Origin of the sequence: Mycobacterium sp. ENV421, assembly GCF_002887815.1 — a bacterium.
Taxonomy (GTDB): domain Bacteria; phylum Actinomycetota; class Actinomycetes; order Mycobacteriales; family Mycobacteriaceae; genus Mycobacterium.
On the sequence record NZ_PDHO01000005.1, the window covers coordinates 86,076 to 99,986 of the forward strand.

19 protein-coding genes are annotated in these 13,911 nt (G+C 67.6%); 8 read left to right on the top strand and 11 right to left on the bottom strand.

Going from position 1 to position 13,911, the window contains the following annotated elements:
- Window positions 1–78: 78 nt before the first annotated feature.
- Entirely contained in the window at window positions 79–1,068 is a 990-nt protein-coding gene (locus tag CRM90_RS08525; protein WP_286145621.1) for a sigma-70 family RNA polymerase sigma factor, read from the bottom strand.
- Between the two features lie 117 nt (window positions 1,069–1,185).
- Window positions 1,186–1,581: a DUF3099 domain-containing protein gene (locus CRM90_RS08530; protein ID WP_102806574.1), complete on the bottom strand. Its 396-nt coding sequence runs from the start codon at window positions 1,579–1,581 to the stop codon at window positions 1,186–1,188.
- A gap of 76 nt (window positions 1,582–1,657) precedes the next feature.
- Here CRM90_RS08530 and CRM90_RS08535 point away from each other — a divergent pair, with 76 nt between their 5' ends.
- Window positions 1,658–1,897: a DUF3039 domain-containing protein gene (locus tag CRM90_RS08535; RefSeq protein ID WP_036338588.1), complete on the top strand. Its 240-nt coding sequence runs from the start codon at window positions 1,658–1,660 to the stop codon at window positions 1,895–1,897.
- Here the strand turns inward: CRM90_RS08535 and CRM90_RS08540 are convergent.
- Both CRM90_RS08540 and CRM90_RS08545 read right to left on the bottom strand, forming a co-directional pair.
- Entirely contained in the window at window positions 1,884–2,921 is a 1,038-nt protein-coding gene (locus CRM90_RS08540) for a YihY/virulence factor BrkB family protein (RefSeq protein ID WP_233209223.1), read from the bottom strand. The genes CRM90_RS08535 and CRM90_RS08540 overlap by 14 nt on opposite strands.
- A gap of 60 nt (window positions 2,922–2,981) precedes the next feature.
- Entirely contained in the window at window positions 2,982–3,173 is a 192-nt protein-coding gene (locus CRM90_RS08545) for a DUF7455 domain-containing protein (protein WP_036338582.1), read from the bottom strand.
- A 159-nt stretch (window positions 3,174–3,332) separates the two neighbouring features.
- Here CRM90_RS08545 and CRM90_RS08550 point away from each other — a divergent pair, with 159 nt between their 5' ends.
- The gene (locus CRM90_RS08550; protein ID WP_102806575.1) at window positions 3,333–3,698 is read left to right on the top strand and encodes a DUF952 domain-containing protein; all 366 of its coding nucleotides are present in this window, start codon (window positions 3,333–3,335) and stop codon (window positions 3,696–3,698) included.
- On the opposite strand, the gene CRM90_RS08555 is transcribed toward CRM90_RS08550, so the two are convergent.
- From CRM90_RS08555 to ppgK, 4 genes are all read right to left on the bottom strand, one after another.
- Window positions 3,674–4,051, bottom strand: a complete 378-nt coding sequence (locus tag CRM90_RS08555; protein ID WP_233209224.1) for a RidA family protein — start codon at window positions 4,049–4,051, stop codon at window positions 3,674–3,676. The two genes, CRM90_RS08550 and CRM90_RS08555, sit on opposite strands and share 25 nt — an antisense overlap.
- Window positions 4,052–4,207: 156 nt before the next feature.
- Window positions 4,208–5,692 (bottom strand): serine hydrolase domain-containing protein, encoded by a 1,485-nt coding sequence (locus CRM90_RS08560; RefSeq protein ID WP_502693251.1) that lies wholly within the window; start codon window positions 5,690–5,692, stop codon window positions 4,208–4,210.
- Between the two features lie 11 nt (window positions 5,693–5,703).
- On the bottom strand, window positions 5,704–7,188 hold the full coding sequence (locus tag CRM90_RS08565; RefSeq protein ID WP_102806750.1) for an RNA polymerase sigma factor: 1,485 nt from the start codon (window positions 7,186–7,188) through the stop codon (window positions 5,704–5,706).
- A gap of 175 nt (window positions 7,189–7,363) precedes the next feature.
- Window positions 7,364–8,146: a polyphosphate--glucose phosphotransferase gene (gene ppgK, locus CRM90_RS08570; protein WP_102806751.1), complete on the bottom strand. Its 783-nt coding sequence runs from the start codon at window positions 8,144–8,146 to the stop codon at window positions 7,364–7,366.
- 101 nt (window positions 8,147–8,247) lie between these two features.
- Here ppgK and CRM90_RS08575 point away from each other — a divergent pair, with 101 nt between their 5' ends.
- Complete coding sequence (locus CRM90_RS08575; protein WP_102806577.1) at window positions 8,248–9,108, top strand: inositol monophosphatase family protein; 861 nt, start codon at window positions 8,248–8,250, stop codon at window positions 9,106–9,108.
- On the opposite strand, the gene cei is transcribed toward CRM90_RS08575, so the two are convergent.
- Window positions 9,109–9,759 carry an envelope integrity protein Cei gene (gene cei, locus CRM90_RS08580; protein ID WP_102806578.1) on the bottom strand — a complete coding sequence of 217 codons (651 nt, stop codon included), beginning with the start codon at window positions 9,757–9,759 and terminating at the stop codon, window positions 9,109–9,111. It lies immediately after the preceding gene.
- A gap of 170 nt (window positions 9,760–9,929) precedes the next feature.
- On the opposite strand from cei, the gene CRM90_RS08585 reads away from it, so the two are divergent.
- Window positions 9,930–10,232: a DUF4193 domain-containing protein gene (locus CRM90_RS08585; protein WP_005145714.1), complete on the top strand. Its 303-nt coding sequence runs from the start codon at window positions 9,930–9,932 to the stop codon at window positions 10,230–10,232.
- Between the two features lie 12 nt (window positions 10,233–10,244).
- On the opposite strand, the gene CRM90_RS08590 is transcribed toward CRM90_RS08585, so the two are convergent.
- Entirely contained in the window at window positions 10,245–10,730 is a 486-nt protein-coding gene (locus CRM90_RS08590) for a DUF3093 domain-containing protein (protein ID WP_102806579.1), read from the bottom strand.
- Between the two features lie 25 nt (window positions 10,731–10,755).
- Between CRM90_RS08590 and dut the strand changes: the two genes are divergently transcribed.
- Window positions 10,756–11,220, top strand: a complete 465-nt coding sequence (gene dut, locus CRM90_RS08595; protein ID WP_102806580.1) for a dUTP diphosphatase — start codon at window positions 10,756–10,758, stop codon at window positions 11,218–11,220.
- The gene (locus CRM90_RS08600; RefSeq protein WP_102806581.1) at window positions 11,220–11,996 is read left to right on the top strand and encodes a DUF3710 domain-containing protein; all 777 of its coding nucleotides are present in this window, start codon (window positions 11,220–11,222) and stop codon (window positions 11,994–11,996) included. Before dut ends, CRM90_RS08600 begins: the two co-directional genes overlap by 1 nt.
- On the opposite strand, the gene CRM90_RS08605 is transcribed toward CRM90_RS08600, so the two are convergent.
- Complete coding sequence (locus CRM90_RS08605) at window positions 11,997–12,701, bottom strand: alpha/beta fold hydrolase (RefSeq protein ID WP_102806582.1); 705 nt, start codon at window positions 12,699–12,701, stop codon at window positions 11,997–11,999.
- Window positions 12,702–12,823: 122 nt separating this feature from the next.
- Between CRM90_RS08605 and CRM90_RS08610 the strand changes: the two genes are divergently transcribed.
- Together CRM90_RS08610 and CRM90_RS08615 are read left to right on the top strand one after the other, a co-directional pair.
- A complete protein-coding gene (locus CRM90_RS08610) occupies window positions 12,824–13,195 on the top strand; it encodes an OB-fold nucleic acid binding domain-containing protein (protein ID WP_036338547.1) in 372 nt (123 codons plus the stop codon).
- Window positions 13,192–13,908: a DUF3159 domain-containing protein gene (locus CRM90_RS08615; protein ID WP_502693248.1), complete on the top strand. Its 717-nt coding sequence runs from the start codon at window positions 13,192–13,194 to the stop codon at window positions 13,906–13,908. Before CRM90_RS08610 ends, CRM90_RS08615 begins: the two co-directional genes overlap by 4 nt.
- The last annotated feature ends 3 nt before the right edge of the window (window positions 13,909–13,911 follow it).

The window sequence follows — 13,911 nt, forward strand, 5'->3', positions numbered from 1 at the left end:
AATGGACGTGCAACACCTCCGGCCACAGCAGTGTGCCCGCCGGCTTCGCCGACGGGCACACTGGAGGGGGTTGCTTACTCAGCTGGCGTAGGACCGCAGCCGGTCGGCCCGGTCGCCGTTGCGCAGCTTCGACATGACCTCACGCTCGATCTGGCGGACCCGCTCGCGGGACAGGCCGAACAGCTTGCCGATCTGGTCGAGGGTGCGGGGCTGGCCGTCGTCGAGGCCGAACCGCAGCCGGATCACCTGCTGCTCCCGCTCGTCCAAGGTGGCCAGCACGTGGCGGATGTCGGTGTGCAGCAATTCGGCGATCACCGCGTTCTCGGCGGACATGGCCTCGGAGTCCTCGATGAAGTCGCCGAGCGGGGCCTCCTCGTCGCTGCCGACCGGCATGTCGAGGCTCACCGGGTCGCGGCTGTGCTCGAGCAGATCGTTGATCTTCTCGACCGGAATACCGGACTCCTCCGCCAGCTCCTCGTCGCTGGCCTCCCGGCCCAGGCTCTGGTGCATCTCACGCTTGATGCGGGCCAGCTTGTTCACCTGCTCCACCAGGTGGACGGGCAGCCGGATGGTGCGGCTCTGGTCGGCCATGCCGCGGGTGATGGCCTGACGGATCCACCACGTGGCATACGTCGAGAACTTGAAACCCTTGGTGTAGTCGAACTTCTCCATCGCGCGAATCAGCCCCAGGTTGCCCTCCTGGATGAGGTCCAGCAGCGGCATGCCGCGACCGGTGTAGCGCTTGGCCAGCGACACCACCAGCCGCAGGTTGGCCTCGAGCAGATGACTGCGGGCGGCCTGCCCGTCGCGCACGATGATGGCGAGATCACGCTTACGGTTCTCGCTGAGTCGCTTCTTGGTCGCCAGCAGGTGCTGGGCGAACAGCCCGGCCTCGATCCGCTTGGCCAGCTCTACCTCGTCCTCTGCGGTGAGCAGGGCGGTTTTGCCGATGCCGTTCAGATAGACGCGCACCAAGTCGGCGGCTGGACTCTGGGCGTCCAGATCGCTGTCAATCCGGCTGGTGGTGGCATTTGCCATGGTGGCCTCCTGATCGGCTGCAACTGTCAAAGCGTTCAACGTGCGATCCGAATAAAGAGTTCCCGCAAGGGCGTCTGTTCACACCCTCTGACGTGCGGGAATAGCGACGAGCCCTGAGAATGTCCTGAGAAACGGCCCGGTCGGCGGTCAGTGGGAACCGCGGTCGGGACCACCGGCCGGGTGCGGTTGCGCAGCCGAGATCCCGGCATCGAGCGCGCGCCGCTCGGCCCGCGGGAACAGCGGGGTCCGCTGCGGGGTGTCGTTGAAGCGGCGGGGCTCCTCCGCGCGCCGGGGCGGGCGGTCATTGGCGATCAGGACGGCTATCCACGGCAGCGGCAACGACACCGCGATGATCGCCAGTGAGATCAGTCCGTTGTGCCATAGGCCGTACGCGGCGGCCGCCAGGATCAGTGCCGGAATCCGAAATGACATGATCGTCAGATACTTCCGCACGCGCTGGCGATGCTGGTCTTCGTATGGCGTCGCCGCGGCCGTGATGAGCACGGGCCGACCCTCGTCGTCGAATCCCAGCTCACGCTTCATAGCTCTACTGTTCCACAATTCGCGATCGATATGCATGCCGGTTTCTTACGGCTGTCTTACCGGGCACAATGTCTGTATGCAGACCCAGACAATCGAGCGCACCGACGCCGACGAACGTGTCGACGACGGGACCGACGACGATGCCCCCAAGGTCTTCCATTACGTCAAGAAGGACAAGATCGCCGAGAGTGCCGTGATGGGCACCCACGTCGTCGCACTGTGCGGCGAAGTGTTCCCGGTGACCCGCGCGGCCAAGCCGGGTTCGCCGGTGTGCCCGGACTGCAAGCGGGTCTACGAGAACCTCAAGAAGGGCTGACCGGGGCGGCTTCGGTCGTGTCCGTGTCCGTGTCCGTGTCCGTGTCCGTGTCCGTGTCCGCGGGCGCCGGCTCTTCGTCGGCGTCGTCTTGCTTATTGCCGTTGTCACCCATCGACTTCGCCATGCGTCTCAACCACGTTCGCACCTGTTCGGCGTGCGGCTTGGGGGCGGGAAATTCCTCTTCGATGGCGGCGTTGAGTTCGGCGCCGATCATGATGGCGAAGCCGAGGAAGAACGCGAACAGCAGGAACGCGATCGGGGTCGCCAGCGCGCCATATGTATAGCCGGTGCTGGTGATCCAGGTCAGGTAGAACCGCAGGCCCATCGCCGCGACCGCGAACACCGCGGCGGCCAGGATCGCACCCCACACCAGGCGATGGGTGGGTAGCGGTTTGGGCAGCGACACCCGGTAGAGGATCGTCACCGCCAGCACCAAGGTCACCGCCAGCGCGGGGTAGTAGCCGTAGTGCAAGATGTTGTCCCAGCTGTCCGGTAGATACGACGAGATCTTGCGGGGGCCGAGCGCCACGAACGGTGCGCTGGCGATGACGAACACCAGCATCACCACGTAGAGCCCGAGCGCGAAGAACCGTTGCCGCACCGGATGTCGCAGCGGCGTCTGGTCGTGAGCTTCCACCACCGAGTCGACGAACGCCGAGATGGCCGACGAACCGGCCCACAGGCTGATGACGAAACCGAATGACACCACCTCGCCGCGTGCGCCCGCCACGATGTCGCGGACCGTCGGCTGGATGATCTCGTTGACAACGTTCTTCGAGAAGAAGCTGTTCGCGAAGTTGATCAGCTGGTTCTCGATGGTCGGCAGGGTATCCGGTCCGAACATCGGCGCGATGTACGCCAGGCTCCCGAGAATCCCGAGTAGCAGCGGCGGCAACGACAGCACAGACCAGAAACCGGCCTGGGCCGCCTCGGAGAAAATCGAGTCGTCCCAGCTCTTGGACAACGTGCGTTTCGAGATCCGCCACACGTGATGACGAGACGGCTTGGCCGGTTGGTCAGTCATGACCAGTCCAGCATTCCTGACGACGGCGATCCTGCCCAGCGACGCGGCCGCGAGTAGTTGTTACGCCTCCGACGGGCTGACTTCGATCACCGCGGCCAACTCGATCAACTTGGCCTGGTGCTCGTTGGCGTGATGCTGGCAGAACAGGAGTTCGGCACCGGAGGGAAGCTTGGCGCGCACCCGGGCCGCCGCACCACAGCGGTCGCAGCGATCAGCCTTGGTCAATTCAGGACTGGTCAGGGTCGCGTTCATGGGCTCCTCCGTAAGGTGCTCAGCGCTTCGGTGACTGGTCGCCACCGTCACGTATCTCTACTGTCTCAGACGTTTTGTGTTCCGGCCTTGTTCCCCGGTGGTTTAACGCTGTGTCGTGTCTCACGCCTTCTCGTGTTGCGGGTGGTGCAGTGTGGTCGTATGTACCCGAATCCGGAATTCTTACTCCACCTGTGCGGACAGCGAGACTGGGAAACCGCGCGGGCCAGTGGCGAACTTTGCCCCGCGTCGCTGAGCGAAGCCGGGTTCATTCACCTGTCGACGCCGGAGCAGGTCCACCTGCCGGCCAACCGGTTGTACTCCGGCCGAACCGATTTGGTGCTGCTCCACATCGACCCTCGACAGCTGCAGGCGCCGCTGCGTTGGGAACACGGTGTTACAACGGATCCCGCGTCGATGCGGTTCCCGCACCTGTACGGCCGGTTGCCCACGTCGGCCGTGATGGACATCACGCCGTATCTGCCCGGGCCGGATGGCCGGTTTCAGCCGTTCGAGCCGTCGACGTAGGCGTCGGCCTCGATCTCCACCAGCACCTCGGGCTCGATGAGTGCGGCGACCTCGACCATGGTGGCCGCCGGGCGGATCGCGCCGAAGAACTCCGCGTGCACCGCGCCGACCTCGCGCCAGGCTGTGATGTCGGTGAGGTAGATCCGGGTGCGAATCACGTCGGACAGCGAGGCGCCGAGATCGTCCAGCGCTGTTGCTATGCGCTGCAATGCATTTCGAGTCTGAACGACGACGTCGTCGCCCGCGCCGGTGGTGCCGGAGACCGCGACGTGCGGGCCGATCCGAACCGCCCTGGAGTAGCCGACTTCGGGCTCGTAGGCCGATTTCGAGGACAGATTCACCCTACTGAACACGGCGCCAGGGTAAGCGGGTGCGACCTGCTCGCGCAGCTGAATTACGGGTGGCGATCAGGCCGATCATGACACGGCGGCCAGCGCTGAGGTGATGGTTTGTGACGGCAACGAAAATAACCGCGGGTCCGATCGGGGCCGGCGGGTCGTGGGACCTACTCAGCCGCTGCCGTACAGGTGCAGTGATCGTGCGGCGGCGGTGGCCACGGCAGCGCGCAGCGACGTGATCGGAGAACTGCCGCGGGTGTGAACCGCGTTGGACAACAGCACCACGTAGGTGTCCGATCGTGGGTCCAGCCACAGGGACGTCCCGGTGAAGCCGGTGTGGCCGAAGCTGCCGATCGGGAACACCGCACCGCGTGTGGAAGATTGGCCCGTGTCGATGTCCCAGCCGAGACCGCGAAGGTTCTGCCCGGGGATCGCCGGATACCGCCCGAGATCGCCCGGGTTCCCATTCAGCGCCGCGTTGGCCGCGTCCAGTTGTCCCGAGTTATGTCCCGGCTGCTGCGGGGAGGTCATCAGCTCGAGGGTCGCCTGCGTGAGCGGAAAAGCGCTGGGCTTGCCGGCTAGCCGGTCGAGTAGTGCCTGTGCGAAGACGCTGACATCGGAGGCTGTGGAGAACAGGCCGGCATGTCCGGCCACCCCGCCCATTCGTCGCGCGGTCGTATCGTGCACAGTGCCGCGCAGCAGGTGGCCGAAATCCGGGTTGCGGTTCGGCTCGCCGGGGTTGTCCTCATCCCACGCCGTCGGTGCGATACGGGGGAGCAGATCCGTATTCCATTGGCCTGCGGAACATTCCGTTGCTTCCGTGGGCGACCAGCGGACTGCGGCGCCCGTGATCGTATGGTGCCCGCACACTTTCGCCAGCGGTAGGTAACGGGTGTCGGCCATCCCCAGTGGGGCGAACACATTCTGGTGAACGTAGTCGTCCTCGGGCTCGCCGGTGAGCCGCTCGATCAGCGCGCCGAGCAGGATGAAGTTGATGTCGGAGTAGCGAAACCCCTCTCCGGGAGGCGATTCCAGCGGTGTGGTCAGTGCGCGACGGAAACCCTCGGCGCGATCGGGGGAATCCAAACCCCACGGGTCCTTGAGCTCGACGTCACCGGTTTCACCTGAGGTGTGGGTGAGCAGCATCCGCACCGTGACGGCGGCGCGCTTGGGATCGTTACCGGTGTTGAACTCAGGCAGATACTTCTGAATCGGGTCGTCGAGTGCCAGCCGGCCCTGCTCGTAAAGCTGCATGACGGCCGTCGCGGTGGCCAGCGGCTTCGTCAGGGACGCGAGATCGAAGGTGGTGTCCTCGGTCATCGGTTCGGCGGGCGCGGGTGATCCCTCCAGACCCCGCTCACCGGCCAGCTTGCGCACCCCGTAGGCCCTGCGGAAGACGACCGTGCCCGCGTGCCCGACCGTGACCACCGCACCAGGCAGGCGGTTCGCCGCGACGGCCTCGGTCATGATCGCCGACACCGCGGGAAGATCGGGTGTCGGTGGCCCGGCCGGCGTCGCGGGTGCGTAGGTGGGAACCGCTTGCGGGGTGACCGTGGCGTGCGGCGCGGGACCGTGCGAGCATGCGGCGGCCAGGGTCAGCAGTACGCCCCCGGCAGCGCGAGCTGCCAGCTGAAAACGGCCGCGGCGCAACGGAATTGGTTCGGCCCTCAGTCGAGGTAGTCGCGCAGCACCTGAGAACGGCTCGGGTGCCGCAGCTTGCTCATGGTCTTCGACTCGATCTGGCGGATCCGCTCACGGGTGACCCCGTACACCTGCCCGATCTCGTCAAGGGTGCGCGGCTGGCCGTCGGTCAGGCCGAACCGCAGCCGCACCACGCCGGCTTCGCGCTCGGACAGCGTCTCGAGCACCGACTGCAGCTGATCCTGGAGCAGCGTGAACGAGACGGCGTCGACGGCCACGACGGCCTCGGAGTCCTCGATGAAGTCGCCGAGCTGGCTGTCGCCCTCGTCGCCGATGGTCTGGTCCAGCGAGATGGGTTCACGCGCGTACTGCTGGATCTCCAGCACCTTCTCGGGCGTGATGTCCATTTCCTTGGCCAGCTCTTCGGGAGTGGGCTCGCGGCCCAGGTCCTGGAGCAGCTCACGCTGGATGCGGCCGAGCTTGTTGATGACCTCGACCATGTGCACCGGGATACGGATGGTGCGAGCCTGGTCGGCCATCGCGCGGGTGATGGCCTGACGGATCCACCACGTCGCATAGGTGGAGAACTTGTAGCCCTTGGTGTAGTCGAACTTCTCCACCGCGCGGATCAGACCCAGGTTGCCCTCCTGGATGAGGTCCAGGAAGGCCATGCCGCGACCGGTGTAGCGCTTGGCCAGCGACACCACCAGACGCAGGTTGGCCTCGAGCAGATGGTTTTTCGCGCGGTCGCCGTCGCGGCAGATCCACTGCATGTCGCGGCGCTGCTGAACCGGCAGCTTCTCGCCCTTGTCGGTCTTCTCCGCCATCAACTGGGTGGCGTAGAGGCCTGCCTCGATCCGCTTGGCGAGCTCGACCTCTTCCTCGGCGTTGAGCAGCGCGACCTTGCCGATCTGCTTCAGGTAGGCGCGAACCGAGTCGGCCGAGGCGGTGAGCTCGGCGTCCTTGCGGGCCTGCCGCAGTGCCTCGGACTCTTCTTCGTCCCACACGAAGTCGCCGGAGGCCTTGTCCTTCTCCGACGGTTCGGCGATGTCTTCTTCGTCCCCGGACTCGCCCTCGGCGGCCGGCGCGGCCGCGGCCGGGGTCGCTTCCTCGTCGGCCGCGTCGTCAGAATCGGCGACGTCCTCGAGGTCCTCGAGTTCGATGTCGTCCTCGGCTACGTCGAGTTCGGGATCGACATCGAGGTCGCCGTCGAGTTCCTCATCGGCGCCGGCCTCGGCGTCGGTGTCGGCGGGGGACGCATCCTTCTTGGCCCGGCCGCGGGTGGCCGGCGCCTTCTTCGCGGCAGCCTTGGTGGCGCGCGCCTTTTTCGGGGTGGCCGTTCCGTCGGTGATCTCGGAATCGCCGGGTTCGGCTCCGGCCGCGCGGGGAGCGGCCTTGGCGGCACGCTTGACCGGCGCGGAACCGTTGGCCGCCGGCTTCTTCGCGGGAGTCTTGGTGGCGGTGCGCTTCACCGGCTCATCGGTTGCCGGGCTTGCCTTCGTCGCTGCCACGTACACCCTTTCGGTCGTGCTGGCTCTCGGCGGGCGTGGACGCGCCACCGAAAGCGTCGGCTATGAGGACTATTGGCGTGGATCTCGTGGTGGATTCTCGCCGCTATCCGGTAGGCGGCCGCCATCGACCATTGTAACGACAGTGTGGGCTGCTACCGCGCCGAGCGACGAAAAATCAGCGTGTGACGTCGGCCTGCGCCGCCATCGCGGCCCCGACGATGCCCGCCTCATTCTGCAACTCGGCGGCGACCACCGGGGTCCGGTTCTTCAGCAGCGGGATCCATTTGTCGGCCTTCCGGCTGATGCCGCCGCCGGCGATGAACAGCTCAGGCCACAGCGCGTTCTCGATGCTGACCAGCACTTTCGTGACTTCCTCGCTCCACCGTTCGTAGCTCCAGTCCTTGCGTTCCTTGACCGAGGACGCCGCTCGGTGTTCGGCCTCCTTGCCGTCGACCTCGAGATGACCGAACTCGGTGTTAGGCAGCAGCTGGCCGCCGTGGATCACCGCGGATCCGATCCCGGTGCCGAAGGTCAGCACGATGATCACGCCGTCCCGGTTGCGTCCGGCGCCGTGGTGTTGCTCGGCGATGCCCGCCGCGTCGGCGTCGTTGAGCACCACCACGCGCTGACCGCCCAGGGCCGCGCCGATGACCTCGGAGGCGTTGGTGCCGATCCAGCCCTTGTCGACGTTGGCCGCGGTCTGCACGACGCCGTTGACGACGACGCCGGGGTAGGTGACGCCCAGCGGGCCGGTCCAGTCGAAGTGCTTGACCACCTCGGCGACCGTCGCGGCGACCGCTTCGGGGGTGGAGGGCTGCGGGGTCGCCAACTTGTAGCGGTCGCCGATCAGTTTGCCGGTGTCGAGATCGACGATGCCGCCCTTGACCCCGCTGCCGCCGACGTCGACGCCGAAGCCGCGGTTCTGTCCGGGGGTGGTGGGGGATTCGGTCTCGGGCATGGGCTGCTCCTCGGCGACGCGGGCGGTCTGCGCGATGCACACACTAGTGGCTGCGCGCCCCTTTGTGTTCGGTGTCGGGAGGTCTGTGCTGCGATGGTCGGGTGAGCGACAACGGCGGAGAAGAGTTACGGGCACTGGCCGAGCAGCTGGCCGCCGAAGCCGCCGCGTTCGTCCGTCGCCGGCGAGCGGAAGTCTTCGGCGACGAGCGGGCTGAGGCCGCGAATGCGATTCAGGCCGAGGTAGTTCAGACGAAGAGCACGCCGACCGATCCGGTGACCATTGTGGACACCGAAACCGAACTCCTGCTGCGTGATCGGCTCAGCGCGCTGCGTCCCGGCGATGTGATTCTCGGGGAAGAGGGCGGCGGCCCGGCGGCCGGAGCGGACGGTGCGGTCTGCTGGGTGCTCGACCCGATCGACGGCACGGTGAACTTCATGTACGGCATTCCGGCATACGGGATCTCGGTCGCCGCCCAGATCGACGGCGTGTCGGTCGCGGGCGCGGTGGCCGACGTGGTCAGCGGTGAGGTCTACTCGGCGGCCGCCGGGCGCGGCGCCCATGTGTCCCGCGGCGGGCAGCGCCGCGAGCTGCGGGCCGCCCCGGTGACCGAGCTGTCGATGGCGTTGGTGGGCACCGGGTTCGGCTATGCCCCGCAGCGGCGCGCCGAGCAGTCCGCGTTACTGGCGGGGTTGCTGCCGCTGGTGCGTGACGTCCGCCGGATCGGCTCGGCCTCGCTGGATCTGTGCATGGTCGCCGCGGGCCGTCTCGACGCCCACTACGAGCACGGACTGCATGTGTGGGACTGGGCCGCGGGCGCGCTGATCGCCGCCGAGGCGGGCGCGGTGGTGGCGCTGCCGCGACTCGACGAGGACGGCGCGCTGCTGGTGGCGGCGGCGCCGGGGATCGCGGCTGCGCTCACCGACGCCCTGGCGGGTTTCGGCGGTCTGCGGCCGCTGGCCTAGTCAGCAGGTGCCGTTGTGGATCTTGGTCAGCAACGTCGAATCGGCCGGCTCGGTGGCGTCCGGGCGCAGACCGGCCAGGACGGCGTCGATGTCGTCGCTGTGCGCCAGCGTGGTGAAGTCGGTGCCGATGGCCAGGTCCACCGAGTCGTCCTTGCGGTCGTCCTGGAACAGCTCGACGCACGGTGCCACCAGCCAGACCGCGGCCGCACCGGCCCGGCCGCCGGCGCCGAAGCGGATCTGGCCCTGACAGGTCAGCCGGGTGCTGGTGTAGATGGGGTCGTTGGCCGCGGTGGGCTGGGCGAAGCCGAGGTCACGCAGCGCGCCGGCGATCTCGCCGGCCTGGCCGCCCTGGCCGCTGGCGTTGAGCACCCGGATTTTGGTGTCGACGAGCTTGGCCGGTGCGACGTCGATCATCGACGAGTGCGACACCTGTTGGCCGAGGGTGGGGGCGCCGGGATCGGCGGCCGGTGGCGGCGGGTTGCAGGCGGCCGCCTCCCGCACGTCGACCGGGCGGGTCAGCACGAATCCCCACACGATCGCGGTGATCACGAACATCACGCCCAGGGCGATGAGTCCGGGCAGGTAGTTGCGTCGACGGAACGGGCGACCGTGCTTGTCGAAGGCCGTGCCCTCCGTGATTTGAGCGACCACGGATGCACTCTAGAGGCACGGGCTGGATCCCGGCCCAACACGCCCGTCGATCAGAATGAATACATGTGACGTAAATCACATACGACGTAAGGGGGATCTGGGCACGAATCGTTTGGCGGATCCGTTCCACGCTGATACAAAGCCATGCTGAGGTTACGAGGGGACAAGAGATGGCTACCGACTACGACGCCCCGCGGCGCACCGAGACCGACGAGGTGTCCGAGGATTCGCTGGAGGAACTCAAGGCGCGCCGCAACGAGGCGCAGTCGGCCGTAGTAGACGTCGACGAGACGGATTCCGCGGAGAATTTCGAGCTGCCCGGGGCGGATCTGTCGGGTGAAGAGCTGTCGGTACGCGTTGTTCCCAAGCAGGCCGACGAATTCACCTGCTCGAGTTGCTTCCTGGTGCATCACCGCAGCCGGCTGGCCAGCGACAAGAACGGCGTCATGATCTGCACCGACTGCGCCGCGTAGTCAGCGGGGCCATCAGCTCCGCAGCGCGGAGAGCACCCGGTCCGGGTGGCGGGCGCTGACCAGCCAGTACGGCGTCGGATCGTCCGGATCGTCGAGCACCACCAGAACCAGCGGACCCACCCAGCCGCGATGCAGCACGAACGCTGCCGGATCGAGCTGACGGCCCAGCGCCGCCGACTTCGCCGTTCGCGGGATCTCGGCCGACCGGGACACCACCGACGTCGGAAGATGTGCTTGACCCGCCCACAATTCGACGTCATCGCCGTTGCCGCCGCCGGTCACGACCCGGACTTCGGTGCGGCTCATCCACAGCAGCACGCCCACCGCGACGGCGCCGAGCACCGCATACGGCAGCCACACCGGCAGGGTGCGCACACCCATGGTGACTTCCTTGGCGATCAGTGCCGCCAAGGCCAGACCGAGCGGCCACCACCACCACGGCACCCAAAGCCGCTCGCGGTACCGCACGGTTTGCGAGGTCACACGCGAACCAGACACGCGGCCAAGGGTAGTCTTTCCCATCGTGCCGACTCCTCTCGCGGTGGTTCGCCTTGACCGCGATCTCCCACTGCCCAGCCGCGCCCACGACGGCGACGCGGGCGTGGATTTGTTCAGCGCGCAAGACGTCGACCTGGCGCCCGGTGAGCGCGCGCTGGTACCCACCGGCATCGCCGTGGCGATTCCGCACGGCATGGTCGGACTGGTCCACCCGCGCTCCGGTTTGGCTGCGCGCGTTGGCCTTTCGATCGTCAACAGCCCCGGCACCATCGACGCCGGTTATCGCGGCGAAGTCAAGATCTCGTTGATCAACCTCGACCCCGCGACGCCGATCAGGATCCGGCGTGGCGACCGCATCGCCCAATTGCTGGTCCAACGGGTCGAACTTCCAGAGCTGGTCGAGGTGGCCTCGTTCGACGAGGCCGGACTGGCTGACACCACCCGTGGCGAAGGCGGCCACGGATCCTCCGGCGGACATGCGAGTTTGTGATGGCATTCGGCAGACGTAAGAACGAATCAGACAGCGGCGCGGACGAGACGGCGCAGGACGCGGTGGTCCAGGACCCCGCTGTCGACGACGACGTTGATGACGGGTCTGACGGCGGCCCGTTCGACATCGAGGACTTCGACAACCCGGCCGACGCCGCCGAAGCCCGCCTGGACCTCGGTTCCGTGCTGGTGCCGATGCCGGCCGCCGGTCAGATCCAGGTCGAGTTGAACGAGGTGGGCGTTCCCAGCGCAGTCTGGGTGGTCACGCCGCACGGCCGGTTCACGATCGCCGCCTACGCGGCGCCGAAGTCGCCCGGGCTGTGGCGTGAGGTGGCCGGTGAGCTGGCCGACTCGTTGCGCAAGGACAATGCACAGGTCTCCATCGAGGACGGTCCCTGGGGCCGCGAGGTGGTCGGCACCGGCGCCGGCGTGGTGCGATTCATCGGCGTCGACGGCTATCGGTGGATGATCCGCTGCGTGGTCAACGGCGCTCCGGAGGCCATGGCCAACCTGGTTGCCGAGGCGCGGGAAGCCTTGGGCGACACCGTTGTTCGTCGCGGCGAAACCCCGCTGCCGGTCCGTACCCCGCTTCAGGTCCAGCTGCCCGAACCGATGCTCGAGCAATTGCGTCAGGCCGCCGCCCAGCAGGCTCAGATGGCGGCCGCGCAGCAGGCCATGATTCAGGAGCAGCAGGGCCAGGCCCAGCCGCCGACCGAGCGGCGCAGCGCATCCGGTTCGGCCATGCAACAGTTGCGCAGCTCCAGCACCGGGGGCTGATCAGCCCTCGGCGTCGGTCAATGCCGCCAGACATGCCGAACCCAGTAGCTCCGGCTTCGGTCCGAAGTCGTCGAGGCTGACCGTCCGCAGTGCTGCTCGCGGCGCCGCCGCCACCCATTCCAGTGCCACCTCCAACGGATGGATCGGGTCGTCGGTCGCCCCCACCACACCCATCGGCACACTCAGCCGTCCCATCTCGGCGATGCTCGGGGCGACATACCGCGCCGCGTCCTCCATCGCGTCGGGCAGATCCGGCCACTGGCCCAGCCAGCTTCGGGCCAGCTCGTCGGCCAGCCAACCCGGGCTGGACGCGCGCATCTGCGCGGTGGTGGCGACCAGGCCCTCGGTGCGCAGCTGATGCGCGGTGTGGTGGGCCGACAGCGCGGCCGGAGCAGCTTGGGCTGCGCCGCTCCAGGCCGGCAGGGCGGCCAGCACCGATACCGCGTGTCCCGGGTGGGCCAGCGCCCAGGCCAGCGTGACCGCCGCCCCGATCGACACCCCGCCGACGATGATCGGGCCGTTCCGGGCGGCATCGTCGAGCGCCTCGAGGTAGCCGTCGATCAGCCGGGCGGGCTGCGGAGCGGGCGTCGTGACCACCGCGCCGACGCCGTGCAGGGGGCCGGCGAACGCCCGGTACACGTAGTCGTCATCGCTTCCCGTGCCGGGCAGCAACACCGCCGTGACGCCGCGAAAAGTGATCGTCATCTCATGATCGTGCCCTGAGACGTATTAGCAACGCCCGCCGCGGGTATGCCACGTGGCATCGCGGCACCAAGAGGTCTACCGTTGCGTTGGCATTGTGATCCGCTGGAGTATCAGGAGAGGCCATGGCTACGGCCGAAAGTTTCGTCCGACGTCTCACCCGTCGGTTGACGGAAGACCCTGAGCAGCGCGACGTCGAGGAACTCACCGACGAAGCTGCCGGAACCGGCGCCCAGCGAGCAATCGATTGTCAGCGCGGCCAAGAGGTCACCATGGTGGGCACCCTGCGCAGTGTCGAGACCAATGCCAAGGGTTGCGCCGGCGGTGTGCGCGCCGAGCTGTTCGACGGCACCGACACCGTCACGCTGGTCTGGCTGGGGCAGCGCCGTATCGCCGGCATCGAGTCGGGCCGCGCCCTGCGAGTGCGCGGCCGGCTGGGCACCCTCGAGAACGGCACGAAGGCCATCTACAACCCGCACTACGAGATCCAGACTTGAGCCGTCCCATCGAAGACAGCGATCGCAGTCAGGACGCGGCCGCCGACACCCCAGCGGCGACCCCAGAGGAGAAGACGCCCGCGCAGGCGCTGCTGGCCCAGATGGGCGGCGTCAGCGGCCTGATCTACTCGGCGCTGCCGGTGATCGTCCTGGTCCCGGTGAACACCGCCTTCGGCCTGGTGCCCGCGATCAGCGCCGCGCTCGGCGTCGCCGCCCTGATCCTGGTGTGGCGGCTCTACCGTCGCGATTCGGTGCAGCCCGCCATCTCGGGGTTCATCGGCGTTGGGATCAGCGCGCTGATCGCCTGGCTCGTCGGCGCGTCGAAGGGCTACTTCCTCCTGGGCATTTGGACCTCGCTGATCTGGGCGGCGGTGTTCGCACTCTCGGTCGTCATTCGCAGGCCGATCGTGGGATACGCCTGGAGCTGGGTCGGCAACAAGGACCGTGCGTGGCGCGGAAGCCGGCGCGCGGTGTTCGCCTTCGACATCGCGACACTGACCTGGGTGCTGGTGTTCGCCTCCCGGTTCGCGGTCCAGCGCCACCTGTACGACGCCGATCAGACCGGCTGGCTCGGGGTGGCCCGGATCGCGATGGGCTGGCCGCTGACCGCGATCGCCGCGCTGGTGACCTACCTGGCGATCCGCGCCGCACAACGCGCCGTCCACGCCGCCCACGCACGCAGACACGACGGCGACGTCGCGCCCGAAGACTGACAC

Excerpts from the sequence above, each read along its gene's own strand:
- CRM90_RS08605 (WP_102806582.1), bottom strand. The coding sequence starts at position 12,701 with ATGACGATCACTTTTCGCGGCGTCACGGCGGTGTTGCTGCCCGGCACG.
- CRM90_RS08545 (WP_036338582.1), bottom strand. The coding sequence starts at position 3,173 with ATGAACGCGACCCTGACCAGTCCTGAATTGACCAAGGCTGATCGCTGC.
- CRM90_RS08550 (WP_102806575.1), top strand. The coding sequence starts at position 3,333 with ATGTACCCGAATCCGGAATTCTTACTCCACCTGTGCGGACAGCGAGAC.
- CRM90_RS08585 (WP_005145714.1), top strand. The coding sequence starts at position 9,930 with ATGGCTACCGACTACGACGCCCCGCGGCGCACCGAGACCGACGAGGTG.
- CRM90_RS08535 (WP_036338588.1), top strand. The coding sequence starts at position 1,658 with ATGCAGACCCAGACAATCGAGCGCACCGACGCCGACGAACGTGTCGAC.
- CRM90_RS08530 (WP_102806574.1), bottom strand. The coding sequence starts at position 1,581 with ATGAAGCGTGAGCTGGGATTCGACGACGAGGGTCGGCCCGTGCTCATC.
- CRM90_RS08610 (WP_036338547.1), top strand. The coding sequence starts at position 12,824 with ATGGCTACGGCCGAAAGTTTCGTCCGACGTCTCACCCGTCGGTTGACG.
- ppgK (WP_102806751.1), bottom strand. The coding sequence starts at position 8,146 with ATGCCCGAGACCGAATCCCCCACCACCCCCGGACAGAACCGCGGCTTC.
- CRM90_RS08540 (WP_233209223.1), bottom strand. The coding sequence starts at position 2,921 with ATGACTGACCAACCGGCCAAGCCGTCTCGTCATCACGTGTGGCGGATC.
- CRM90_RS08600 (WP_102806581.1), top strand. The coding sequence starts at position 11,220 with ATGGCATTCGGCAGACGTAAGAACGAATCAGACAGCGGCGCGGACGAG.